The following is a 24,661-nucleotide window of genomic DNA, read 5'->3' as shown; positions in this document are numbered from 1 at the left end:
TCATATAATGGAAACATAGACAAAGGCGTCTTTAAGAAACAATATTTAAACTAATAGATGATGAACAATGGGGTTCATTAAACAATGTGTTTTGTTTAACACTTGTTTAGTGAACCCTTTTTTGTTAATTTTGATCAATGTCGATAAGATTAACAGACTCAATCACTGAGTGTATCATTATCTAGAATAGGGCAGTATCTATAATTGGGAAAATCAATGATTATTAATGGATTATGAGGAGGAGTTCTAAATGGCAACTTTAACAAAAGAAGAAATCTTACGTATTGCACATGAAGAAGGAGTAAACTTTATTCGTTTAATGTTTACAGATTTATTTGGGGTAGTAAAAAATGTTGAGATTCCTTTATCTCAATTAGAAAAAGCATTAAGCAATCAAATGATGTTCGATGGATCGTCAATTGAAGGATTTACTCGTATTCAAGAAAGTGATATGTACTTATATCCTGATTTAAGCACATGGTTAATCTTCCCTTGGACGCCAGGAGAAGCTAAAATTGCTCGTTTAATCTGTGATGTTCATAATGTTGATGGAACTCCATTTGCAGGAGACCCACGTTCTAACTTACGCCGTGTATTAGGTGAAATGAAAGAATTAGGATTTGCTCGTTTCAATTTAGGGCCAGAAGCTGAGTTCTTCTTATTCAAATTAGATGAGAATGGATTACCAACCGGTGAATTAAATGACCACGGTGGATACTTCGATTACGCACCATTAGATTTAGCAGAAAATTGCCGTCGTGATATCGTAATCGAACTTGAAAAATTAGGATTTGAAATTGAGGCATCTCATCACGAAGTTGCTCCAGGGCAACATGAAATCGACTTCAAATATGATGATGTATTAGCAGCATGTGACAAAATTCAAACATTTAAATTAGTTGTTAAATCAATTGCTCGTAAACACGGATTATATGCAACATTCATGCCAAAACCAATCGCTGGAATCAACGGTTCAGGAATGCACTGTAACGTTTCATTATTCAATGAAGATGGATCAAATGCATTCTTTGATAAAGAAGGAGATTTACAATTAAGTGAAACAGCATATCATTTTATGGCTGGTATCTTAAAACACGTTCGTAACTTCACAGCCGTATCTAACCCAACAGTTAACTCATATAAACGTTTAACTCCAGGTTATGAAGCTCCAGTTTACGTGGCATGGTCACCATCTAACCGTTCGCCACTAGTACGTGTACCTGCTTCTCGTGGAATGGGAACTCGTTTAGAAGTACGTTCAGTTGACCCATCAGCTAACCCATATTTAGCATTAGCTGCAATCTTAGCATCTGGATTAGATGGAATCAAAAACAAATTAACACCTCCAGCGTCAGTTGAAGAAAATATCTTTGAAATGACTCAAGAAGAATTAGATGCACATTCAATTACAGCTTTACCAGGATCATTATCAGAAGCTGTAAAATTATTAGAGCAAGATGAAGTTATTAAAGATGCTTTAGGTGCTCATATTTTTGAAAAATTCGTTGAAGCGAAACATGCTGAATACGATGAGTATCGTTTAGCTGTTCATGAATGGGAATTAAAACGTTACATGAGCTTGTTATAATTGATGAACCTTTTTAGATAGAAAATCATATTTATTTCGGGAGTATTAAATAAATAAAGAACTTTTCTGAGGGGAAGCAGAAAAGTTCTAAAAGACGATTGGTTGAATTACAAATTGTAATTGATCCAGTCGTCTTTTTTAGTTTATTAATCAAAAACAAATCACAATTTTTTAATTTTTACATAAAAGAGATAAGGTTCTTGTTATAATAAGTATAGAAAAAAAGAGGGAGTGAAGCAGATGAAATTAATGTTCGCATCGGATATTCATGGATCAGCTTATTGGGCAAAAAAAGTATTAGAACGTTTTGAAGAAGAGCAAGCGGATTACTTAGTGTTACTTGGTGACTTATTGTATCATGGACCAAGAAACCCGCTACCACAAGACTATAATCCACAAGTAGTTATTAAATTATTAAACAGTATCAAACACCAAATTATTGCGATTCGTGGAAATTGTGATAGTGAGGTTGATGAAATGGTGTTAGAATTCCCCATTACAGCAGATTATAACATCATTCCATTAAAAAATCGTAAATTAATGGCCTCACATGGACACCTTTATAATGATCAACAAATTCCGAGCTCATTGATTGAAGGTGATATCTTCATTTTTGGTCATATCCACGTGCCAATTTTAAAACAACAAGATGGTGTGTACATCTTAAATCCAGGATCGACAACCTTACCAAAAGAAAATCATCCAAATTCATATGGGATTTTAAATCACGATCAGTTTAAAGTTAAAACATTTGATGGAAAAGTCTACAAAGAAATCGCACTAAAATAAAAACTCGTCTTTAGACGAGTTTTTTTATAAGCGATAATCCATAAAATTCACTTTATATTTTTTTAACATTTGAATTTGATTTTGTTTTATCAGGTCTTCTACTGGTTTCTCAACATAGGTGATATGCCACGGTTCATATTGATACCTAGTTAAATGAGTTAGTGGTTGTGGATAGCGAATAATGAATCTATACTCATGGGCATATTCACCTAACCAAATGATTTTCGTTGGTTCCATTTCTTTATTCATGATAAATGCACATTGTGGTTGATGCTCACTATGAATTGGGTGTGGACTGTATGTATCAGCTATTTGTTAATCATCTTCTCAACAATATTCATCATAAAGATTTTTTTAACAGTCATAAGTTCCATAAACCGATAGGATAGAAAGATTTAGTTTTTCTTTTTTAGCATCAGATATGAGTGATAAGAAGGTATGCCCGACTTCCTAACAGGTACGATAGGGTGATTGTAGGAAGTAAATTAAATTTTTAGGTACAGAAGAAGAAAGAAGCTCGTAATAGTTATTCACAATCAGAGGAAATTGCTCTAAATTAGACATTTTAATCTCAGTATATGAAGCTAAATTTAGTTTTACATTTAAACGTCAAAAAATCTGATTATAGGATAGCTGTGGATAACTTTTTTTAATACATCATCTAACGGTTAATATTGTTTTCAACATAGTAATAAATCCTCTAAATTTTTGCATCACGTTTAATTCCTTCTCAGTAAAAAAAACAGCATAATCAATCATGCTGTTTTAATATATTATTTTTTAGCAATGGGTTTCACAACAACTTGTCCTTCGGCATCTATATACAAACCAATACATAATCTAGAGATTTTAAGTCAAGCTAAGTTCTTAAAATACGTTGATAGTATGACTGATTTATATAATAAAGGAGTTAGGCCAGAGACATGATCATAACAAATCTTTATGTAGTTAATCCCAGTCTGCGTATCAACAACGATATGCAACTTATCACTTAGGCCTCCTGGTTCATAAGAAACAACAAATCGAAGCGATATTCAATTTCTCCAAAGCGATATAGATTATATTGTTTATATACGAGCTACGCCAGTTTCTTTTGCTACTTTTTTAACAGCATCTGCTACGCGTTCAGCGACTTTTGGATCAAATGGCGAAGGAATGATGAAGTCAGCGCGTAACTCTTCTTCTGGGACACATGAGGCAATAGCCATTGCGGCTGCTAATTTCATTTCTTCATTGATTTTTGTGGCACGCGCATCTAAAGCTCCACGGAAAATACCAGGGAAAGCTAAAACATTATTAATTTGATTAGGGAAGTCTGAACGACCTGTTCCGACGACTAAAGCGCCACCTGCTAATGCATCTTCTGGCATAATTTCAGGATTTGGGTTCGCCATCGCAAAGATGAAAGGATCTTTATTCATGGAACGAACCATTTCAGGTGTCACAATGTTGGCAACTGAGACTCCGATAAATACATCAGCACCGACTAACGCAGAGGCTAATGTATCATCACCGATGAAGTTTTCTTTATTTGTAATTTCAACTAACTCTTTTGTTAAGAAGTCATAGCGATCAATTTTATCACGATGTACAATTCCATCAATGTTGTAACCGATAATATCCCCAACCCCTAATTGATTTAACATTTTAATAATGGAACTTCCCGCTGCTCCGGTTCCACTCACAACTACTTTTAAATCTTCTAATTTACGATCGGTTAACTGGCAAGCATTAATTAAAGCTGCACTCACAACGATAGCTGTACCGTGTTGGTCATCGTGGAAAACCGGAATATCCATTTCTTCGATTAGACGACGCTCAATCTCGACACAACGAGGTGCCGAAATATCCTCTAAATTAATTCCTCCTAAAGATGGAGCTAACAATTTACAAGTTTGAATAATCAGTTCAGGATCTTGTGTATCAAGACAAAGAGGAAAAGAGTCTACCCCAGCAAACTGTTTTAATAAAATAGACTTTCCTTCCATAACAGGTAAAGCGGCTTTCGGACCAATATTTCCAAGTCCTAAAACAGCTGAACCATCCGTAATGACGGCAACCATATTTCCTTTACTTGTGTAAGTATATACTTCGTCTTCATTTGCTGAAATCACACGACAAGGCTCAGCAACACCAGGTGAATAAGCTAGACTTAAATCTTCCTTCGACTCAACCTTAACCTTTGAATTAATCTCGATTTTTCCGCGAGCCTGTGCATGTAATGCTAACGATTGTTCAAAAACATTCATAATAAATCCTCCAAATAGTTTTTTCGATTAGTTTTGAGTTGAATAAAGACTATTACCATGACAATCTGTCGCCACAATAACAGGGAAATCTTCCACCACTAAGCGGCGAATCGCCTCTGTTCCTAAATCATCAAAAGCAATCACTTCAGCTTCTTTAATATGTAAAGCAAGAAGCGCCGCCGCACCACCAACAGCTGCAAAATAAACAGCATCATTACGTTTCATCGCATCAATTACCTCATGATTACGTGGACCTTTACCGATCATTCCTTTTAATCCTAAATCTAAAAGGGTCGGTGCGTAAGCATCCATTCGATAACTTGTCGTCGGACCTGCCGATCCAATGACGGCACCTGGTTTTTCAGGTGTTGGACCGACATAGTAAATGATACTATCTTTTAAATCAAATGGTAATGGTTCATTTGCATCTAAACGTTCAATTAATCGTTTATGAGCTGCATCACGTGCTGTATAAATGATCCCAGATAATTCAACAATATCCCCAGCTTTTAAGTTTTTAGTGACTTCTTTTGTTAACGGTAAGTTAATTTTCATTGTCCTCATCCTTTAATTAAAAAATTTCTGTGACATGTCTTGAGGCGTGGCATTGAATGTTGACTGCCACGGGTAAAGATGCAATATGGCATGGATAAGCATTAACTTTGACGGCTAATGCAGTTGTGCTTCCACCGAACCCCATTGGACCGATATTTAACTCATTAATTTCAGTTAATAATTCTTTTTCAAGACGTGCGCAAATTTCATCTGATGATGTATCTTCTAATGGACGCATTAATGCTTGCTTAGAGAGTAGGGCACATTTTTCAAAATTCCCACCAACCCCGACTCCGACAATAATCGGTGGACAAGGGTTTCCTCCAGCTTTTAAAATCGTATCTAGGACAAATTGTTTAACCCCTTCATAGCCATCTGATGGTTTTAACATTCCAACCGCACTGACATTTTCACTTCCAGCACCTTTAGGGGCAATCGTAATTTTTAATTCATCGCCTTCTACCCATTGGTAGTGAATGATGGCTGGCGTATTATCCTTCGTATTGATACGGTCTAGAGGATGTGCAACGACTGATTTTCTTAAATAACCGTTTTGATATCCACGTCGGATACCTTCATGAATGGCCTCTTCAAGGTTTCCAATCAATTGAATACTTGAACCAATCTCAACAAATACGACAACAATTCCTGTATCTTGGCACATCGGTACTTGTGAATTTGTTGCAATTTCATCATTTTTAATAATTTGACTTAAGATGGTTTGCCCAAGAGTAGAACTTTCGTTTTCTTGAGCTTGTCTTAATGTCGTCATAAGTGATGAGCTTGCATTATAGTTTGCTTCAATACACATTGATTCAATCTTTGGAATAATGCTTGATACTTCAAGTTTTCTCATAGATGAAATCCCTCCTATCACCTAGTATTTTACAGGATGTGACAATAGATGAAAAGAAAAAGCAGAGAGGATAATGATAAGTCGATAGGAAAAGATAATTAATGTTGAAAAATATGAAGTGAGAAGCGTATTCTTGCTAAAGAAAAGATTGCATTTTTGAAATTTACTTTACCATAAAAGAATCTAAGTAATCATCCTAGATTACAGAGGTCTTTTCTTCTTCTTTTTTCGTTCGGTTCATTTTGATAAAATATTATTTAAATTAACAAAAATCAAAAGCGATTTCGTGTCGAATCTACTTGAGATAATAGATAATTAAGAAATTTTTTGAAAATTATGTCTTAAGCGCTATAAAAGGTGAAAATATCTTTAACAACTTGGGCTAAAGTTTGATATAATACAATAGGTATTCGTGTAAAAACAGAAAGGAAGAGCGTCGATGGAAGTGATTAAAATAGAAGGAGGACGTCCATTAAACGGAACGGTCCGAATTGATAGTGCTAAAAATAGTACAGTTGCTTTAATTCCTGCGGCCATTTTAGCGGATTCTTCAGTTATTTTAGAAGGTGTTCCACAGATTGTGGATGTTGAGCATCTAGGGATGATGATTGAACAATTAAATGGTACATATAAGATAGATAATGACGAGTTAATTATAGATCCTACAAATTTAATCAATACACCATTAGTAGAGGGTGCAGTAAATAAATTACGAGCTTCATATTATTTTATGGGGGCTTTACTTGGAAAATTTAAAGAAGCAGTGATTGGAATGCCTGGGGGTTGCTACTTAGGTCCACGTCCAATTGACTTACACTTAAAAGGATTTGAAGCTTTAGGAGCAACTATTACACAAGAATCGGGAGCGATTCGCTTAAAAGCCGAGAAATTAACAGGAGCTAAGATTTATTTAGATTTTGCTTCAGTAGGGGCTACGATTAACATTATGTTAGCTGCCGTTAAAGCAGAAGGAACAACGATAATCGAAAATGCTGCGAAAGAACCAGAAATTATCGATTTAGCTAATCTTTTAAATAGTATGGGAGCTAAAATTAAAGGAGCAGGAACAGGTGAAATTCGTATTCAGGGAGTTTCATCACTTCATGGCACACGTCATGCAATTATTCCTGACCGTATTGAAGCTGGAACATATATTACTTTAGCAGCTGTCGCTGGAGAAGAAGTTAAAATTGATAACATTATTCCTCATCACTTAGAGGCGTTAATTGCAAAATTACGCGAAATGGGTGTGGATATTGATGTTCATGCAGATCATGTCATTGTACGTGGCGGCAAAGAAATGAAAGCCGTTGATTTTAAAACAAGTACTTATCCAGGACTTGCAACAGATTTACAACAACCATTAGTGACTTTATTAACACAAGCAACTGGGGTTGGAATGGTAACAGATACAATCTATTCTGATCGTTTCAAAAATTGTTTCGAATTAAATAAAATGGGAGCAAATATTAAAGTTCAAGGAAACTCTGCGATTGTTCAAGGACCAACAAAATTACATGCTGCTCGCGTAAAAGCAACAGACTTACGTGCGGGAGCTTCATTAGTGATTGCGGGGTTAATTGCTGAGGGTGTAACCGAAATCGGAAATACATACCATATTGATCGTGGATATTCAAATATTGAACAAAAATTAAACAATATCGGTGCTAAAGTTTGGCGTGAAACTGTAACAGAATAATAAAACAAAATAAAAATGGAATGCTAAGATAGAGTACTTTATTTGCAATTAACTAATTTCATAGCAATTGTCAAATTTTAATTGATCGATTCATGAAAATTTTTATTGCACCAGTACTATAAATTTAGTATAATTCTATTGTTATATAGACTTTCTCTGATTAATCAATTAATCAGGGCCGAAGGAGTGAACTAGAATGAAACAAGGAATCCATCCAGAATACAACCGTATTAACGTAGTATGTACAACTTGTGGAAACGAATTCGAAAGCGGATCTGTTAAGAAAGAAATTCGTGTTGACACTTGCTCAAACTGTCATCCATTCTACACAGGACGTCAAAAATTCGCTCAAGCTGATGGACGTATCGAACGCTTCAACAAAAAATACGGAATCAACACTAAATAGTTTTGATTTTGAAACACCACCATTTGTGTGGTGTTTTTTTTTTATTTATTTTAATTTAACAACCTGAGGAGATTTTAATAATTAACATAAACTGATTTAAAAACAGAGAGAGAAAGAGCTTTGGCATAGGCCAAAAGCTCTATTTGTTTAAATCAATGATTGGAAAAAAGAATTAAAATATCCTGTATTAGGGAATATTTAGTTGAAAAATGTTCAAACTAGGACTATCTTATGTATTGCTGATTTTGACTTTTACTTACTTCATAGATGATGAGAGAACAATAGAATGAAAAGCTGAACAATAATAATGGAAAGGAAGTAAATGGTGTTAAATATGATGAGAGATATCCAGAGGCTAATTAAAGAGAATAAGTTGGAAGATGCTATTCATGGAGTAATCGATGGATCAAAGAAAATAGAGCGAGTTGTTTCTGAATATTTATGGTCACAACAACGTCTTCAAGATTTGATTTTACGTGAATCAAAGGGAGAATTGATGCATTGGAACCATCTATACGATAGAATTGCCTATGTAGATGATTTAAATTCACCATGGTTTTATCGAGATGAAGAAGGGTGTTTTTATAATGTTACCGAAGATCATTTGAGTGAATTATTAATTCGAATTGAATTAATGACTCAGAGTGAGTAAGGGAATCATCTCAACATAAAGCTGATTGGTAGACTAACTATAAATAGTAGGAAGAAATTGTGTTAAGTCAATTTCTTCTTTTTTATATTCTATATATGGCGAAATCTAATTGATGGTTTTTCTTATATACTAGCTATAGTAAAAAGATTCTGAAAGGAACTTATATCAAAGCAATCTCTATGATAAGAGTTCTTTCAAATCATGTTAAAAGCTTTTCGCCATGTATATAGATAAAAATAAATTAAATTCATCTAATGTTCTTTATAGTAGTCAATGATAGATGTTTATGATGAAGAAAAATAATTATCTTTGATAGGGGGATGTTCGAATTTGGTTTCGTTTTCAATTCAAATTACGTTATACAAAGTTCGACAAAATAATTCGTCAGTTATGATTCTATTAGAATCTATCTGGAATATTACATAAAAAATTCCATTATTTAAAAACTGCTTATTATAATCTGTAATAAAATGTAGAAATTTTGATACAAGAGATTTTATAATAGAGTTTGTGGTGAAAAATGAACTATTTGAACTATATTTTTTCTTTTGAAAAGGAGAGAAAAAATAAAAGTTTCAAGAGGAGAATTAATAAAAAGTTTGAGGAGGAAATAATGGCATTTAAAGATATTCGATCGTTTATGAACCTCTTAGAAAAAAGAGGAGAATTAGTCAAGGTTACAGCAGAGGTCGATGCAGAATTAGAAATTACAGAAATTACAGATCGAATTTCAAAACAGTACGGACCCGCATTGTTATTTGAAAATGTAAAAGGATCAAACTATCCTGTCTTAATTAATTCGATGGGAAGTGATGATCGAATGAGTTGGGCACTTGGTGTAAATGAGCTAGATGATTTAGAGCGAGATATTGCCAACTTAATTAATATGCAAAATTATATAAAGATTCCGAGTCTGATTCGGTCAATTCCAAATTTGATGAGACTTTTAGCTGTTTTTCCTTGGAAATTACCGATGAAAGGGGCTTGCCAAGAAGTCATTGAACATCATCCAGATCTCTCAACCTTACCGGTTTTAAAATGTTGGCCTGAAGATGGAGGGCGATTCTTTACCTTACCATTAGTCATGACGAAGGATCCAGACACTGGAGTTCAAAATACAGGAATGTACAGGATGCAGATTTTTGACAAAAATACGACAGGTATGCATTGGCATTGGCATAAAGATGGTCGCGAAATTTATGATAAATATCGCCAGTTAGGTGGAAAAATGCCAGTTTCAGTTGCGATTGGTTGTGATCCAGCTATTATCTTCTCGGCAATTGCTCCATTACCTAAAATGATTGATGAAATGATGTTTGCAGGTTATTTACGAAAACGTCCAGTCAAAATGGTTAAATCGATTACGAGTGATATCTATGTTCCAGCCGATGCAGAATTTATTCTTGAAGGATATGTTGATGTCAATGAAGCGTTACGATTAGAAGGGCCATTTGGTGATCACACGGGCTATTATTCATTAGCTGACATGTATCCAGCCTTTCATGTCACGTGTATCACACACAAAAAAGATGCGATTTATCCAGCAACAATTGTTGGACGACCACCGATGGAAGATTGTTATATGAGTAAAGCAACTGAGCGAGCATTTTTACCGCTTTTAAAAATGATTTATCCTGAGATTGTGGATTACTCTCTACCCTTTGAAGGTGTCTTTCATAACTGCGTCATCGTCTCTATTAAAAAGCGATTCCCTGGTCATGGAAAGAAAGTAATGAATTCTCTATGGGGGATGGGACAGATGATGTATGCTAAAATGATCATTGTTGTGGATGAAGACATTAACCCTCATGATACGAAAATGGTCGCAAATCACATCTTTAAAACTTTAGATCTTAAAGAAGATTTAGTCTTCTCACAAGGCCCATTAGATGCATTAGACCACTCATCAGCGACCGATCATTATGGTTATCGATTAGGTGTTGATGCTACACGAAAATTTGAAGTAGAAGGCAAGATGGTGGAGTGGAAGATAGCTGAGCAGAAAGATTTCACTTCTTATCTTGAAACTCATCCTCAAATTCAAAGTTTTGATTATCCTTTACAGGGAGTCCTTCAAGGATGCCTAATTGTTTCTATGAAAAAACAACAGTCAGGAGATGTCCAAAACTTAATGCATGAACTATGGAATCAAGAAGAAATGGCGTTTAACAAATTCTTAATTGTCGTAGATGAAGATGTCGATGCAAAAGATACCTCTAAAGTGGCATGGAAGGTCTTTAATAATATCGATGCTAAACGAGATTTAGAAATTGTTGAAGTGTCAGATCAAAACTTTGGTCATCGAGTTGGAATTGATGCAACCAAAAAGACAACCTTAGATCAGCATCCTCGTCAATGGCCAAATGATATTGTTATGTCTGATGAAATTAAAGAAAAAGTCACAAGGAGATGGAGCGAGTATGGAATTAACTAAAAAGATTTATAAAAAAGTTAATGACTATGGAATTTTAGTCATGTTCTCACATACGATTTTTTCATTATCCTTTGCTCTTATTTCCATGTTATTAGCTGGGCAAGGTCATTTGAGTTTTAAAATAATCTTTTGGGTTTTAATTGCCTTTCTGTCAGCTCGTACGGGGGCAAATGCCTTAAATCGTGTCATTGATGCTGAAATTGATGCGAAAAATCCTCGTACAGCAACCCGCCAGATTCCACAAGGATTAATGAATAAAAAGGAAGTCATCATTTTTGTTGTGATTTGCTTTGCCATCATGGTGTTCGCAGCAGCGCAGTTAAATACGATTTGTCTAATTTTATCCCCAATTGCGCTCTTTTTAATGACGATTTATTCATACACGAAGCGATTTACTTGGCTATGTCATTTAGTCTTAGGTGTAACTTCTGCAGCAGCACCTGTTGGGGCATGGTTAGCTGTAACTGGAACTATTTCATGGATTCCTCTTTTAATGGGGGCAGCTAATACGCTATGGGTAGCGGGATTTGATATTATTTATGGTGCACAAGATTACGATTTTGATGTTAAAAATGGCATTCATTCGATTCCAGCACGATTTGGAGTCAAAAATGCCTTACATATTTCATCCGCCTTTCATATCTTAGCTGTTGCTTTCTTAATTGTGATTGGTCTTTTATCACCGGATCTAGGAATCATTTATTTTGCTGGATTAACGATTAATATTGTTTTATTTATCATCCAACATAAATTAGTAGCACCAGATAATTTAAAAAATGTAAAAGTAGCTTCTTATAGTATTAATCAGGTGATTAGTATTGTCTTTTTAATCACGGGTGTATTAGATTGTTTAATTTAGGAGAGACATCATGAAAAAAATTGTTGTTGGAATTACAGGAGCAAGTGGAAGTATTTACGCGAAGCGTATGATAGAGGTATTAGTAGAGCAAGGAATTTTAGTTCATGTCATTGCTACAGATACAGGAAAAAAAGTCTTTAACTATGAACTTTCTTTAAATTTAGAAGACTGGATTACTGAAATGCAACAACAGTACTCTAATCTGAAATTAGAAGATAATAATAACTTATTTGCTGGTGTGGCTAGTGGATCATATGGTTTTGATGCGGTGATTATTTTACCTTGTTCGATGGGAACAATGGCTGAAATTAGTCATGGGTTATCATCTAACTTATTATGTCGTGCAGCAGATGTTGCCTTAAAAGAATCACGTCCATTAATTATTGTTCCGAGAGAAACACCCCTAAATACGATTCATTTAGAAAATATGTGCCGTCTATCAAAGGTAGGTGCAACAATTATTCCCGCAATGCCTGGTTTTTATCATCATCCACAAACGATGGATGATCTCATTAACTTCGTTGTCGGAAAAATTTTAAGTTATTTAAAAATCAAACATGAATTATTTAAGAAATGGGAGGATACAAAATATGAAGATTAAAAATTTATTGGTTACAACATTAGCTGTGGCTGCTGGTTTAACATTAACGGCATGTCAATCAGATAAGTCAGAAGGAGCATCAACTTCACAAGAAGGAGAAGCGGTAACTTTGAATTTTGGGGCTATGGGGTCTATCGATACGATTCCATTCGTTATTGCACAAGAAAATGGCTATTTTGAAGAAGAAGGAATTAAGGTTAATTTAGAGTTATTTAACGCAGCTAAAGACCGCGATGCGGCATTACAGGCAGGGCAATTAGATGGTGTATTAGCAGATGAAACAGCGATTGCAATTTATCAAAACTCAGATATGGATATGCAAATTACGGGTGCAACAAATGGATACTGGACATTAGTAGCGACAGAGCAATCAAACATTCACTCATTAGAAGATTTAAAAGGTAAAAAAATCGGAATCTCTGAAAACACAATGATTGAATATTTAGCAGATGATATTACTACATTAAATGGAATTGCAGCAGAAGATTTTGAAAAAGTCGCGATTCCTGCCATGCCAGCACGTTTAGAAGCATTAAGAAATAATCAAATTGATGCCGCTATCTTACCAGCACCATTTAATGAAACAGCGATTGCCGATGGTGCAGTTGAAATTGAAACAATTCACAATACAGATATCATGATTTCAGTAACTGCATTTTTAAACAGTGTCATTGAACAATATCCACAAGCTATTCAAGGATTCTATAATGCTTATAATAAAGCTGTAGATTATATTAATTCAACAGACATTAGCGAGTATGAAGATGCTGTCATTAAAACAGTTGGTTATTCTGAAGAAACTCGTGGAAACATCATTTTGCCAAAATTCAAACATAACTACTTACCAGATGTAGAAAAGGTTCAGAAAGTATTTGATTGGGCAACAGCAAAAGGGTTATTAACAAAAGATATTACAGCAAAAGATGTCTTAAATAACGTTGCGACAAAATAACTAGATGAAGGAGAACCTGTATGATACAGATAAAAAATTTATCTGTTTTCTATCAAGGTAAAGAGGGAACGACTCAAGTTCTAAATCAGCTTGATTTCACCATGAATCGTGATGAAATTTGTGCGATTATTGGTCCATCAGGTTGTGGAAAGTCAACCTTACTTAAAGTTTTATCTGGGATTATAACGACTCATGAGGGTGAAGTCCTCCTAAATCAGGAGGTACTTAACCCTCATTCGCATAAAATCGGCTTAATTCCACAAAACTTTGGACTTTTACCGTGGAAAACAGTACAAGAGAACTGTCTACTTTCATTTAAGATAAAAAAAGAGAAAATCACTTCTTCTACACTAGAAAAAATGGATCAGATGATGAGACGTCTTAATATTGATCATTTAAAAAAGAGATATCCTCATGAATTGAGTGGTGGACAAAAACAACGTGTTGCGATTGTTAGGAGTTATTTAATGGAGCCTGATCTTCTTTTGATGGATGAAGCTTTTTCAGCATTAGATGCAATCATTAAAGAAGAAGCACAACAACTCTTTTTAGATGTTTGGAGCGAATCTAAAATTAATACGTTCTTCGTTACTCATAGCATTGATGAGGCGTTATATATGGGAAAAAAAATTATGGTTTTATCTAATAACCCGGGTCAGATTGTTAAAATCATAGATAATCCGCTATTTCATTTAACGGACTATCGTAATCATTCAGATTATCCACACCTATATGCTCATTTAAAGCAACTGATTAAGAAAGGGTGGATAGAAGAGTCATGATTTTTAAAAAAATGTGGAATTTAGCTAAAGGGTTTATTTTGTTCAATTTTATTTGGTATCTATTAGCGTTGATCATGAATTCTCGCGTGTTACCGACACCCGATAAAATTTACGTACATTTACCTACTTTGTTACAAAATAGATTTGAGGTTCATATTATTGCGAGTTTATATCGTTTATTTCTAGGAATGTTCATTTCTTTTCTGATTGGAACGATCATTGGGTTGTTAATGGGATATTTTCCGAGTATGAATAAACTATTCAACCCACTTGTCTATTTTGTTTATCCTGTTCCTAAAACAGCTTTGTTACCAGTCGTTATGACCATTTATGGACTTGGGGATAACTCGAAAATTATGATTATTGTTTTAATTACCGTTTTTCAAATGATTGTCTCAGTTCGTGATGCGGTCATTAATGTTTCAAAAGAAAACTATCACTCACTTATTAGCTTAGGAGCCAGCTCATTACAATTGTTTTATCATGTGACCTTTCCCGCGATTTTAACAGAACTCTTAACGAGCATTCGCGTCACACTTGGAACCGCCCTATCTGTTTTATTTTTTGTGGAGGCTTATGGGACAAAGCAGGGAATGGGCTATTTTATTCAAGATGCTTGGTCACGAATTAATTACATTGATATGTATTCAGGTATTCTGATACTTAGTCTTATAGGAGTTTCTTTATTTATTATTATTGATTTATTAGAGAATCGATTTTGTAAATGGAAAAAACAATAAATGCTTAGAAAAAGGAGATTGAAATTGATGCAGTTATCAAAGTTATTTCATCAGCATAAAATCAGTGTTAAGATTCAAGAAATAGGCAATGATTTGAATATATGTATCTTTGGCGGAGATGAACCACATATTGGAGCTGTTGCTTTAGGAATTCCTATCACTTTACCTCATGATCCACTTACTCAGACATCATCGGTCTCATTAATGACGGTACCTGGGCACAAAGAAGATGAGTTTGCATTAAGAGTGGCTCGTCAATTAGCCAAACAGTTAAACAAAGTCATTGTCGTTAGTTGTGGTATTCATATTCAAGACATTAAGAAAGAGGAAATTTTCCAATTAAGTGAATTATTAGATGATATTATCAATGAACTATTAAGTGTTTTAGCATAATAGGAAAGAGCTGTCTTTTTAATAAAGACAGTTTTTTTGTGAAATTTAAAATCATTTATTGACCTTTACGTTACGTTAACGATTATGATAAATCTACAAGGAGGGATGACCATGGAATATACGATTCAAAAGTTAGCTCATTTGGCTGGCGTTAGCACAAGAACTTTGCGTTATTATGATGAAGTTGGAATCTTAAAACCAGCTCGGATTAATTCATCAGGCTATCGTATTTATAGTCAAAAAGAAGTCGATCGTCTGCAACAAATTCTCTTTTATCGAGCGCTCGAGGTTGGAATCGATGAAATTAAACAGCTTCTTTTAAATCCATCGTATGATGAGCTAGATGCTTTAAATGATCATTATCAAAAACTCCTTGAAAAACGTGCACAAATTGATTTACTTATTCACAATGTTCAATCAACGATTGCCATGAAAAAAGGAGAGAAACCAATGACAAACAAAGAAAAATTCCAAGGATTAAAACAACAATTGATTAAGGAAAATGAACAAAAATACGGAAAAGAAATTCGTGAAAAATATGGAGATGAAAAAATTAACCGTTCTAACAAACAATTCGCCAATTTAAGCGAAGAAGAATTTAATCAGATGAATGAATTAGGACAACAAATTTTAGAAAAATTAGCAATAGCTATGAAGACAAATAATCCTCAAGGTGAATTAGCACAAGAAGTCGCAAAATTACATCATCAATGGCTAGGCTATACATGGCCAAGTTATAGTCGGGAAGCTCATGCTGGACTAGCTCAAATGTATGTATCTGATGAACGTTTTACCGCATATTATGATGATGCAGTTGAAACGGGTGCAACTCAATTTTTATGCGATGCAATTTTATACTATACTTCGAAATAATCGCAAATCAGACAGAATAAAAGTTCTGTCTTTTTTTATGGTTTTTTTATGAAACATTCTCTTTAACTCTGATTTTGTTTATAATAGATACTAAGATTAATAAAGAAGAGGAAGAGGTATGGAGTATAAAAAAATTAGGTTTTTAATTTTAAGTAAAACCAATGAAATAGAGAGAATGTTAGATGATTTGTTTATTGAACATCAAGAACAAATTAGTTTAAATTGTAAAACCTATCAGAATATTCGAAATCATGACGTAAAGGAATATGATTTTATCATTATAGATAATAGTGAGTTAGATGATTCGATCGAAATGATTCGTCAAATTAGACATCAAATGAATCAGAATATTCCGATTTTAATGTGCATTAATCAAGAATTCATGCAAAAGTTAAATGACTGTATTGAGGCAGGAATTTCTGATTATATTGTGAAACCTTATACAAAAGAAATGTTAAAGTTAAGAATTCAAAATAACTTAAATTTAATTGACGCATTTAAAATGTCAAAAAATAAAGAGTTACAATTTGATGCGTTATTAAATAATACTCCGTATATGGCGTGGTTCAAAGATAAAGAAAGTCACTATATTACCGTGAATCGTGAATTTAGAGAACATTCGGGAAAAGATGATGAAACTATTCATGGTCGAGACGATCAATTCGTTTGGGATGGGCAAATCGGAGATCGTTGTCGTGAATTTGATTTAATTGTGATGAACGAACGTCGACAAATTATGTTTGATGAAATTATTCCTGGTAAAAAAGGATATCGTCAATTTAATATTTATAAAGCCCCAGTTATGGATGAAATGGGAGATGTTATTGGTACGATTGGGATTGCTCGAGATATTACAGAACTTAGAAATAAAGATACTAAACTCTCAATCATTTTAGAAAATATTCCATTTGCTGTTTTCTTAAAAGATATGAATGGAATTTATATTGATGTGAATACGAACTTTCTAAATTTATGTCAATTAACACGCGATGAAATTATCGGACGAACTTGTTATGAACATGCATTAAGTGAAGGATGTATAGAAGAAGATCATTTAATAATGGATACCCTTGAGAGCAAAGTATTTATTCGAAAAATAATGATTGAGGGAAATGAACGTACATTAGAAATTTATAAAGCTCCTGTCTTTGATATTCAGGAACAAATGATTGGAATTGTTGGGGTAATGAAAGATATTACAGATATCATTCAAACTCAAGAACATATTAAAACATTAGCTTATACTGACTTTTTAACAAGCTTAAAAAATCGTCGTAGTTTATATCATTATCTTGAAAATGATCTAGCCAATAAAAATATTCCATTGACTGTCTTGTTTATCGATTTAGATAACTTTAAAAAGTTAAATGATAGTTTTGGTCATCATGTGGGAGATAAAGCTTTAGTTCATATTGCAGAAAAACTCGCTAATATTTGTGACGATGCTTTTGTAGCCCGTGTAGGTGGAGATGAATTTGTTGTTATTTGGGAACAAATTAGCGATGAGATATTAACTCAAAAGCTAGATCTTTTATTAAATAAGATGCGAACAGAATTTAGTAGAGGCGAGTATGCTAACATTGTTTCAGTGAGTATTGGGGTGGTTCGAAATGAATGCTCGTCAGGAGATGTTGAAACGATTTTGTTAAAAGGGGATTTAGCGGTTTATAAAGCAAAAGAAAAAGGAAAAAATCAGTATGTTATTTATACAGATGACCTTGAACGTGAGCGATTATTTAATTTACAAATGGAATATGATTTAAGACACTCGATTCAAAATAAGGAAATCAATCTATTTTACCAACCCCAATATACAGTTGATAAAGAATTAGTCGGTTTTGAAGCATTATTCAGATGGAATCATCCAAGATATAAACATATTCCTGTCATTGAGATTATTCGTTTGATTGAAGAATTAAGATTAATTGAGGAAGTTAGTGCATATGTTTGTCTTCAAGCTTTTGAATTTGCTAACGAAATTAATCAAAATAGAGAAAATCCAATCGTTGTCTCAATTAATATTTCTGCGTTACAAATTATGAATGATAACTTTGTGGATAATTTTAAATCACTGATTAAACAAGCAAATGTTAATCCGAACTATATTGGAATTGAAATTACAGAGACTGTTTTAATGCAAAATATTAATGAGAATATTAAAAAAATACGTGAACTAAAAGATTTAGGAATCACTATTTCACTTGATGATTTTGGAACAGGCTACTCATCATTGAACTATTTAATTAATTTGCCTTTATCAAAGGTGAAAATTGATCGTAGTTTTATTAAAGGGATGGGGAAGCAAGATGAATTTAAAAGCCTTGTCCGACTGATTATCGATATTGCACATTCGTTACAATTACCCGTCATTTCAGAAGGTGTTGAAAATGAAGAGGAATTAGAAATACTGAAACAGATGGATATTGATAATATCCAAGGGTATTATTTCTCAAAACCTATTTCAAAAGAAGATGCTTTATTATTAATTAAATAAACAAAAAGTAGAAGATCTTAATTGAAGATTTTCTACTTTTTTTTGTTTTTAACCACACTTAAAAATAATGAGTTGACTATACATTTTTTAACAAGGTGATTTCATATAATGAATTATCTTATAGTATATAGGAGGATTAGAGATGTATCAAAAAGTTAAGGAAATGGTCGATACCATTTATCCACAACTCATTGCTATTCGTCGCGACTTACATCAACATCCTGAACTAGGTCTAGAGGAATACCGAACATCGGCGTTAGTTTTAGACTATTTACAACAGTGGAATATAAAAGTAACCCAACTTATTGGAGAAACAGCCATCGTTGGCTTAATTGAGGGAAATCCGGGAGAGAAAACAATTGGGTTACGAGCAGATATGGATGCTCTTCCCATTGAAGAGAAAACAGGGGCACTATATGCCTCATTAATACCAGGAAAAATGCATGCTTGTGGACATGATGTTCATACAACAATTTTATTAGGGGCTTCTTATATCCTTCAACAGCTAAAAGAAGAGTTTAAAGGGAATGTTAAACTTTTTTTTCAACCAGCTGAAGAAACAGTAGGTGGAGCTAAACCAATGATTGAAGCAGGATGTCTGGAACACCCGAAAGTCAATCATGTATTAGGACTTCATGTTCGTCCAACTTTAAATGTGGGTGAGGTAGGATTTCATTATGGAAAGTGTCATGCGGCAAGTGACACCATTATCATAAGCATTAATGGAAAACAAGCACATGGAGCCTATCCACAAGATGGAATCGATGCAATTTTAATTTCGGCACATGTCATTACGGCATTGCAAAGTCTGATTAGTCGTAACTTATCTCCATTTGAAACAGCTGTTCTTAGTTTGGGGATTATTGAGGGAGGAACGGCTGGGAATATTGTTTGTGATCAAGTCACAATTAAAGGAACATTACGCACCCTTGATCAAACGACACGTGTTTTTATGAAAAAACGGATCATTGAAGTTGCAGAAAACACTGCAAAAGCTTTTGGAGGAAGTGCAGATGTTCGTATTGAAGAAGGCTATGCACCACTTATTAATGCTCACGCCATTACAGATGCTGTTGCTCATGTCGCAAGGAAGCTACTTGGAGAAGATAATGTAATTATTATGGAGCATCCAAGTCTTGGGGTTGAAGATTTTGCGTATTTTGCGGAGGCTGTTCCATCATGCTTTTATAATTTAGGAACATCAAATCCTCATAAAGGAATTCAAGCAGCTTTGCATGAGAATACATTCGATGTGGATGAAGAAGCCATTAAAATCGGGGTTTGTTTACAAGTGTTATCAGCACTTCATTTGCTAGAACAATAAAGGGGGAAGAGAGCGTGATTGAACCAAAACCATTAAAAATGGGAGGGAAAATAGCAATCGTGGCACCGGCAGGACCATTAGAAGCAGAAACCGTCTTTAAAGGAGAGGAAGTTTTAAAAGAAATGGGTTTTGATGTAATCATCACTCCTAGTTGCTTTGAACGAAAAGGTTACTTAGCAGGATTATCGGATCGCCAACGAGCAGAAGATATTATGATGATGTTTGCAGATGATGAAGTCGATGCTATCCTTTGTATGAGGGGCGGATACGGTTGTAATCGGATTATTCCATACTTTAAAAACTTCAAATTTGAAAACTATCCGAAACCATTTATCGGTTATAGTGATATTACTTACTTGCACCTTTTCTTCAATCAATACCATCATCTGATCACCTATCATGGCCCCATGCTAAAAGATCTTCTCCTTAAAAATGAAACAACGACTAATCATTTTTTAGAAACTATTATGGGAGAGACAACTTTTGATATGATTGATGTTCCGTATTATAATCAAACCGTTTGTCCCGCTTCCGGAATTTTAGTTGGGGGAAATTTGACGATTATTTGTTCGACGCTCGGAACCCCTTATGAAATTGATACACGAGGAAAAATTTTATTTATCGAAGAAGTTAATGAACCTGTTTATGCGGTTGACCGATTACTCATGCAACTCAAATATAGTGGAAAGCTAAACGATGCAGCGGGAATTATTTTAGGTGACTTCAATGTTTATGATAAAAAAGAAACAGACAAGTTACTTAAACGCACACTAACATCTTGTCATAAACCGATTGCCTACAATATTCCAAGTGGACATTGTAACCCACTAATTACCCTTCCACTAGGTGCTTATGTTACTTTAAATCCTCAAACAAATAGTTTATCTATCCAACAAGGATGTACTTGCCAATAAGAAAAAGCGATAAAATCCTAACTGATTTTATCGCTTTTTGTATACGCGGGAAATAATTTGGAAATTAAAAGGTTGGCTTGAATCTTAAAAGAAGTATCTGTTATAATTATCAAGATGTTCAAATTTTGATAGAAAACATAGAGAAATGTAGGATAGGATGAAAGGTGGTTTCATAGTATGTATGATGTTCGACAAGAAGGTTGGGTAGAAGCAATTTGTGGTAGTATGTATGCAGGAAAGACTGAGGAGCTAATCCGTCGTTTAAAGCGTTTAGACTTTGCGCGCCGTTCATATTGCTTATTCAAACCAGCTATTGATAATCGCTATAGTGACGACGAAGTCGTATCACATAGTGGATTAAAAATGCCGTCAATCGCGATTGAACACCCAATTGAGATTTTAGATTACATTAAAGACGATACATATGCTGTTGCAATTGATGAAGTGCAATTTTTCGAAGAAACTATCGTTGAAGTGGTTGAACACTTAGCAGATAAGGGAATTCGTGTGATTGTTGCAGGCCTTGATAAAGATTTCCGTGGTGAACCATTTGGAACAATGCCAGCTTTATTAACAAAAGCAGAGTTCGTGACTAAGTTAACCTCTATTTGTAGTGTTTGTGGAGCATCTGCGACACGTTCACAACGATTAATTAATGGACAACCTGCTTCATATTTTGATCCAATTATTCAAGTCGGAGCTAAAGAAGCATATGAACCACGTTGCCGTCACTGTCATGAGATAAAAGATCGTCCAGATTGTTTAGGTTTAAAAAAATAAAAAAATTAAGATAAATGATTGACAATATAATTATATTTCGGTATAATCTATATTGTTGATACGGAGGAATACCCAAGTCCGGCTGAAGGGATCGGTCTTGAAAACCGACAGGGCGTGAAAGCGTCGCGGGGGTTCGAATCCCTCTTCCTCCGCCATAACAAGATAATAATTCACACGTCATGTGTGATTTTTTTTTATTCTTTGTAAGAAAATATTATCGTTATAATAGTAGGGTACAAAAAAGGAGCTAAATGATTTTAGCTCCTTTTTTTATTTATGATTTATGGCAAGTCTTCGCCTTTGTACATCCTGAACATCCACAGCTACATCCATTTGATTTTTGATTACGTAAGATTTTGCGGATTGCTAATAGTAAAGCAATGATAACGATTAGAGTAATGATAATAGTAGCTGTAGAAATGTTATGGGTTTGAATAAAAGTACCACCTTGATAAATCACAAGAGCCACAACATAAGCTAAACCTGTTTGGTATCCAATAGCAATCCATGTCCATTTCCAAGACATCATCTCACGTTTAATCGCACCAATAGCAGCGAAACACGGAGCAGCCAGTAACGTAAAGGCCATGAAGGAATAAGCACTTAAGGGGATGAATAAAGCTGACATATTTCCAAGTAGCTCGACTGATTCCTCTGTCATTTCCTCACCTAAACCAAATAATACCCCAAACGTTGCAACGACATTTTCTTTCGCTAAGAATCCAGTTACAGTCGCCACAGCTGCCTGCCAATTTCCAAATCCTAAAGGAGTGAAAATAGGGGCAATGACACGACCGATTGAAGCTAAAATACTCTCATTCGCTTCAACCATTTCAAGTGACCAATTAAATGATTGCAAGAACCAAACGACACCTGAGGCAACGAAAATAATCGTTCCTGCTTTATAAATAAACGCTTTAGCACGATCCCACATATGAATTAAGACACTTTTAAAACTCGGAACATGATATTGTGGAAGTTCCATAATAAATGGGGCAGGATCACCAGCAAATAACGGCGTTTGTTTTAAAATAATTCCTGAAAGAATAACCATCCCAATTCCTAAGAAGTACATCGAAGGAGCTACCCAAGATTGAGTTGGGAAAAATGCACCTGCCATTAAAGCAAAGACTGGTAATTTTGCTCCACAGGGAATAAAAGGTGTTAACATAATCGTCATACGTCGATCCTTTTCATTTTCAATGGTACGGCTTGCCATAACTGCTGGCACACTACATCCAGAACCGATGAGCATTGGAATAAAAGATTTTCCCGATAATCCAAATTTTCTAAACACGCGATCCATAATGAAAGCCACGCGTGCCATATATCCACAATCTTCTAATATTGAAATCAGTAAAAATAAAATCATAATTTGTGGAACAAATCCTAAAACCGCACCAACTCCACCGATAATTCCATCCACAATCAGACCAATTAGCCAATCAGCTGTCTGAATACTTTCTAAGAAAGCTGCGACATTTCCTTGAATGAATTCACCAAAGAACGAATCATTAATCCAGTCCGTCGCAAAGGTACCAATAGATGTGATAGAAATATAATAAATTCCCCACATAATTAAGGCGAAAATCGGAAGAGCTAGCCAACGATTAGTCAATAATTGGTCAATCTTATCTGAAGTCGTTAAATTACCTTGCATTGATTTTTTGACATACTGTGACACTAGTTGACTAATATACTCATAACGCTCATTCGTAATAATACTTTCGCTATCATCATCAAACTGTTCTTCACAAGCAATTGTCATCTCCTCAAATTTAACCTTCACACTTTCAGGTAATGATAATTGTTTTACCACACGGGTATCACGCTCAAATAACTTTATACTGTACCAGCGAAGAAGTGGTTCAGGAACAGCCCCTGATAATAAAGACTTCATTTCGTGCAACATCCGTTCAATATCTGAACTGAAAGTTGGCATCGCAGGTGCTTGTTTAACAGAAACAACGGCTTCAATTAACTCGTTTAATCCTTTTTGTTTTAAAGCTGTCGTCTCAATGATACGACATCCTAATTGTTTGGATAGTTTGGCAAGATGAATCTTTGTTCCATTCTTTGTAACGATATCCATCATGTTTAGTGCAATGACCATTGGAATAGTGGTTTCCATTAATTGCGTGGTCAAATAAAGGTTCCGTTCAATATTAGAAGCGTCAATGATATTTAAGATGACATCTGGTTGTTCATTTATTAAAAAATCACGAGTAATAATTTCTTCCGGAGTATATGGAGAAAGTGAATAAATCCCTGGTAAATCGACAATTTTAATCTCTTTGTTTCCTTTTAAATACCCTTCTTTTTTCTCTACTGTTACTCCCGGCCAGTTTCCAACATACTGATTACTTCCGGTTAGAGCATTAAACATCGTCGTTTTCCCACAGTTTGGGTTTCCAACTAAAGCGATTGTTATAGACATTGTAAACTCCCCCTTAATCATAGTGAATGATGTTGATTACCAATGGAAAATTAAATCTCAACGATAATATTTTCAGCATCTGCTCTACGAAGCGATAATTCATAGCCACGAACGGTTATTTCAATGGGATCCCCAAGTGGGGCAACTTTTCGGATATAAATAGTAGCTCCCTTTGTAATCCCCATATCCATAATCCGGCGCCTAAGCGGTCCTGTTCCATTTAGCTTTTTTACGATGACTGTTTCACCAATTTTCACATCTTTTAATGTTTTCATTCGATATCT

General features: G+C 34.5%; 24 protein-coding genes and 1 tRNA gene. 18 read left to right on the top strand and 7 right to left on the bottom strand.

Annotated elements, in window-relative coordinates:
* Window positions 1–250: 250 nt before the first annotated feature.
* Complete coding sequence (gene glnA, locus J0J69_RS07855; protein WP_068759173.1) at window positions 251–1,588, top strand: type I glutamate--ammonia ligase; 1,338 nt, start codon at window positions 251–253, stop codon at window positions 1,586–1,588.
* Window positions 1,589–1,828: 240 nt separating this feature from the next.
* The gene (gene yfcE, locus J0J69_RS07850; RefSeq protein ID WP_212725897.1) at window positions 1,829–2,377 is read left to right on the top strand and encodes a phosphodiesterase; all 549 of its coding nucleotides are present in this window, start codon (window positions 1,829–1,831) and stop codon (window positions 2,375–2,377) included.
* 24 nt (window positions 2,378–2,401) lie between these two features.
* Here yfcE and J0J69_RS07845 read toward each other — a convergent pair whose 3' ends face one another.
* From J0J69_RS07845 to J0J69_RS07830, 5 genes are all read right to left on the bottom strand, one after another.
* Complete coding sequence (locus J0J69_RS07845; RefSeq protein WP_262941064.1) at window positions 2,402–2,662, bottom strand: D-alanyl-D-alanine carboxypeptidase family protein; 261 nt, start codon at window positions 2,660–2,662, stop codon at window positions 2,402–2,404.
* 569 nt (window positions 2,663–3,231) lie between these two features.
* Window positions 3,232–3,411 (bottom strand): DUF6440 family protein, encoded by a 180-nt coding sequence (locus J0J69_RS13535; protein WP_147614350.1) that lies wholly within the window; start codon window positions 3,409–3,411, stop codon window positions 3,232–3,234.
* A gap of 33 nt (window positions 3,412–3,444) precedes the next feature.
* Complete coding sequence (locus tag J0J69_RS07840; protein ID WP_055244806.1) at window positions 3,445–4,626, bottom strand: NAD(P)-dependent malic enzyme; 1,182 nt, start codon at window positions 4,624–4,626, stop codon at window positions 3,445–3,447.
* A gap of 27 nt (window positions 4,627–4,653) precedes the next feature.
* A complete protein-coding gene (locus J0J69_RS07835) occupies window positions 4,654–5,181 on the bottom strand; it encodes a Fe-S-containing hydro-lyase (RefSeq protein ID WP_055275257.1) in 528 nt (175 codons plus the stop codon).
* A 16-nt stretch (window positions 5,182–5,197) separates the two neighbouring features.
* Window positions 5,198–6,037: a fumarate hydratase gene (locus J0J69_RS07830; RefSeq protein ID WP_055244802.1), complete on the bottom strand. Its 840-nt coding sequence runs from the start codon at window positions 6,035–6,037 to the stop codon at window positions 5,198–5,200.
* A gap of 439 nt (window positions 6,038–6,476) precedes the next feature.
* Between J0J69_RS07830 and murA the strand changes: the two genes are divergently transcribed.
* From murA to J0J69_RS07750, 16 genes are all read left to right on the top strand, one after another.
* Window positions 6,477–7,736, top strand: coding sequence for a UDP-N-acetylglucosamine 1-carboxyvinyltransferase (murA, locus tag J0J69_RS07825; RefSeq protein WP_055244800.1), 1,260 nt, complete (start codon window positions 6,477–6,479; stop codon window positions 7,734–7,736).
* A 196-nt stretch (window positions 7,737–7,932) separates the two neighbouring features.
* Window positions 7,933–8,142: a 50S ribosomal protein L31 gene (rpmE, locus tag J0J69_RS07820; protein ID WP_055244798.1), complete on the top strand. Its 210-nt coding sequence runs from the start codon at window positions 7,933–7,935 to the stop codon at window positions 8,140–8,142.
* Window positions 8,143–8,515: 373 nt separating this feature from the next.
* Window positions 8,516–8,794: a hypothetical protein gene (locus J0J69_RS07815; protein ID WP_256637853.1), complete on the top strand. Its 279-nt coding sequence runs from the start codon at window positions 8,516–8,518 to the stop codon at window positions 8,792–8,794.
* Window positions 8,795–9,407: 613 nt separating this feature from the next.
* The gene (locus tag J0J69_RS07810) at window positions 9,408–11,228 is read left to right on the top strand and encodes a menaquinone biosynthesis decarboxylase (protein ID WP_212725896.1); all 1,821 of its coding nucleotides are present in this window, start codon (window positions 9,408–9,410) and stop codon (window positions 11,226–11,228) included.
* Window positions 11,215–12,087 (top strand): UbiA-like polyprenyltransferase, encoded by an 873-nt coding sequence (locus tag J0J69_RS07805; RefSeq protein WP_055244792.1) that lies wholly within the window; start codon window positions 11,215–11,217, stop codon window positions 12,085–12,087. Before J0J69_RS07810 ends, J0J69_RS07805 begins: the two co-directional genes overlap by 14 nt.
* A gap of 10 nt (window positions 12,088–12,097) precedes the next feature.
* Complete coding sequence (locus J0J69_RS07800; protein ID WP_212725895.1) at window positions 12,098–12,688, top strand: UbiX family flavin prenyltransferase; 591 nt, start codon at window positions 12,098–12,100, stop codon at window positions 12,686–12,688.
* Window positions 12,678–13,640 (top strand): ABC transporter substrate-binding protein, encoded by a 963-nt coding sequence (locus J0J69_RS07795; RefSeq protein ID WP_055244788.1) that lies wholly within the window; start codon window positions 12,678–12,680, stop codon window positions 13,638–13,640. Before J0J69_RS07800 ends, J0J69_RS07795 begins: the two co-directional genes overlap by 11 nt.
* Window positions 13,641–13,660: 20 nt before the next feature.
* On the top strand, window positions 13,661–14,422 hold the full coding sequence (locus J0J69_RS07790; protein ID WP_055244786.1) for an ABC transporter ATP-binding protein: 762 nt from the start codon (window positions 13,661–13,663) through the stop codon (window positions 14,420–14,422).
* On the top strand, window positions 14,419–15,162 hold the full coding sequence (locus J0J69_RS07785) for an ABC transporter permease (RefSeq protein ID WP_212725894.1): 744 nt from the start codon (window positions 14,419–14,421) through the stop codon (window positions 15,160–15,162). The genes J0J69_RS07790 and J0J69_RS07785 overlap by 4 nt, the downstream gene beginning before the upstream one ends.
* Before the next feature lie 27 nt (window positions 15,163–15,189).
* The gene (locus J0J69_RS07780; RefSeq protein ID WP_070100350.1) at window positions 15,190–15,555 is read left to right on the top strand and encodes a proteasome assembly chaperone 4 family protein; all 366 of its coding nucleotides are present in this window, start codon (window positions 15,190–15,192) and stop codon (window positions 15,553–15,555) included.
* Window positions 15,556–15,666: 111 nt separating this feature from the next.
* Window positions 15,667–16,428 (top strand): MerR family transcriptional regulator, encoded by a 762-nt coding sequence (locus tag J0J69_RS07775; RefSeq protein ID WP_055244781.1) that lies wholly within the window; start codon window positions 15,667–15,669, stop codon window positions 16,426–16,428.
* Between the two features lie 118 nt (window positions 16,429–16,546).
* On the top strand, window positions 16,547–18,922 hold the full coding sequence (locus J0J69_RS07770) for a GGDEF/EAL domain-containing response regulator (RefSeq protein WP_212723378.1): 2,376 nt from the start codon (window positions 16,547–16,549) through the stop codon (window positions 18,920–18,922).
* A gap of 142 nt (window positions 18,923–19,064) precedes the next feature.
* Entirely contained in the window at window positions 19,065–20,246 is a 1,182-nt protein-coding gene (locus J0J69_RS07765) for a M20 metallopeptidase family protein (protein ID WP_055275246.1), read from the top strand.
* Window positions 20,247–20,260: 14 nt separating this feature from the next.
* Window positions 20,261–21,160 carry a S66 peptidase family protein gene (locus J0J69_RS07760; RefSeq protein ID WP_237297210.1) on the top strand — a complete coding sequence of 300 codons (900 nt, stop codon included), beginning with the start codon at window positions 20,261–20,263 and terminating at the stop codon, window positions 21,158–21,160.
* Between the two features lie 177 nt (window positions 21,161–21,337).
* Entirely contained in the window at window positions 21,338–21,940 is a 603-nt protein-coding gene (locus tag J0J69_RS07755; RefSeq protein ID WP_055244332.1) for a thymidine kinase, read from the top strand.
* 62 nt (window positions 21,941–22,002) lie between these two features.
* Window positions 22,003–22,095 (top strand) — tRNA-Ser (locus tag J0J69_RS07750).
* Window positions 22,096–22,214: 119 nt separating this feature from the next.
* Here J0J69_RS07750 and feoB read toward each other — a convergent pair.
* Both feoB and J0J69_RS07740 read right to left on the bottom strand, forming a co-directional pair.
* Window positions 22,215–24,377, bottom strand: coding sequence for a ferrous iron transport protein B (feoB, locus tag J0J69_RS07745; protein WP_212725893.1), 2,163 nt, complete (start codon window positions 24,375–24,377; stop codon window positions 22,215–22,217).
* A gap of 50 nt (window positions 24,378–24,427) precedes the next feature.
* Window positions 24,428–24,652, bottom strand: coding sequence for a FeoA family protein (locus tag J0J69_RS07740; RefSeq protein WP_212725892.1), 225 nt, complete (start codon window positions 24,650–24,652; stop codon window positions 24,428–24,430).
* Between the last annotated feature and the right edge of the window lie 9 nt (window positions 24,653–24,661).

This window comes from Turicibacter bilis (assembly GCF_024499055.1).
Taxonomy (GTDB): domain Bacteria; phylum Bacillota_I; class Bacilli_A; order MOL361; family Turicibacteraceae; genus Turicibacter; species Turicibacter bilis.
Note: the sequence above shows the minus strand (reverse complement) of the source record. Positions and strands in the feature narration are given on the sequence as shown.

Coding starts and splice junctions, on each gene's coding strand:
- J0J69_RS07810 (WP_212725896.1), top strand. CDS start 9,408: ATGGCATTTAAAGATATTCGATCGTTTATGAACCTCTTAGAAAAAAGA.
- glnA (WP_068759173.1), top strand. CDS start 251: ATGGCAACTTTAACAAAAGAAGAAATCTTACGTATTGCACATGAAGAA.
- J0J69_RS07785 (WP_212725894.1), top strand. CDS start 14,419: ATGATTTTTAAAAAAATGTGGAATTTAGCTAAAGGGTTTATTTTGTTC.
- J0J69_RS07775 (WP_055244781.1), top strand. CDS start 15,667: ATGGAATATACGATTCAAAAGTTAGCTCATTTGGCTGGCGTTAGCACA.
- J0J69_RS07790 (WP_055244786.1), top strand. CDS start 13,661: ATGATACAGATAAAAAATTTATCTGTTTTCTATCAAGGTAAAGAGGGA.
- J0J69_RS07780 (WP_070100350.1), top strand. CDS start 15,190: ATGCAGTTATCAAAGTTATTTCATCAGCATAAAATCAGTGTTAAGATT.
- J0J69_RS07755 (WP_055244332.1), top strand. CDS start 21,338: ATGTATGATGTTCGACAAGAAGGTTGGGTAGAAGCAATTTGTGGTAGT.
- J0J69_RS07835 (WP_055275257.1), bottom strand. CDS start 5,181: ATGAAAATTAACTTACCGTTAACAAAAGAAGTCACTAAAAACTTAAAA.
- J0J69_RS07840 (WP_055244806.1), bottom strand. CDS start 4,626: ATGAATGTTTTTGAACAATCGTTAGCATTACATGCACAGGCTCGCGGA.
- J0J69_RS07800 (WP_212725895.1), top strand. CDS start 12,098: ATGAAAAAAATTGTTGTTGGAATTACAGGAGCAAGTGGAAGTATTTAC.
- J0J69_RS07830 (WP_055244802.1), bottom strand. CDS start 6,037: ATGAGAAAACTTGAAGTATCAAGCATTATTCCAAAGATTGAATCAATG.
- feoB (WP_212725893.1), bottom strand. CDS start 24,377: ATGTCTATAACAATCGCTTTAGTTGGAAACCCAAACTGTGGGAAAACG.
- J0J69_RS07805 (WP_055244792.1), top strand. CDS start 11,215: ATGGAATTAACTAAAAAGATTTATAAAAAAGTTAATGACTATGGAATT.
- J0J69_RS07740 (WP_212725892.1), bottom strand. CDS start 24,652: ATGAAAACATTAAAAGATGTGAAAATTGGTGAAACAGTCATCGTAAAA.
- J0J69_RS07795 (WP_055244788.1), top strand. CDS start 12,678: ATGAAGATTAAAAATTTATTGGTTACAACATTAGCTGTGGCTGCTGGT.
- murA (WP_055244800.1), top strand. CDS start 6,477: ATGGAAGTGATTAAAATAGAAGGAGGACGTCCATTAAACGGAACGGTC.
- J0J69_RS07770 (WP_212723378.1), top strand. CDS start 16,547: ATGGAGTATAAAAAAATTAGGTTTTTAATTTTAAGTAAAACCAATGAA.
- J0J69_RS07765 (WP_055275246.1), top strand. CDS start 19,065: ATGTATCAAAAAGTTAAGGAAATGGTCGATACCATTTATCCACAACTC.
- yfcE (WP_212725897.1), top strand. CDS start 1,829: ATGAAATTAATGTTCGCATCGGATATTCATGGATCAGCTTATTGGGCA.
- rpmE (WP_055244798.1), top strand. CDS start 7,933: ATGAAACAAGGAATCCATCCAGAATACAACCGTATTAACGTAGTATGT.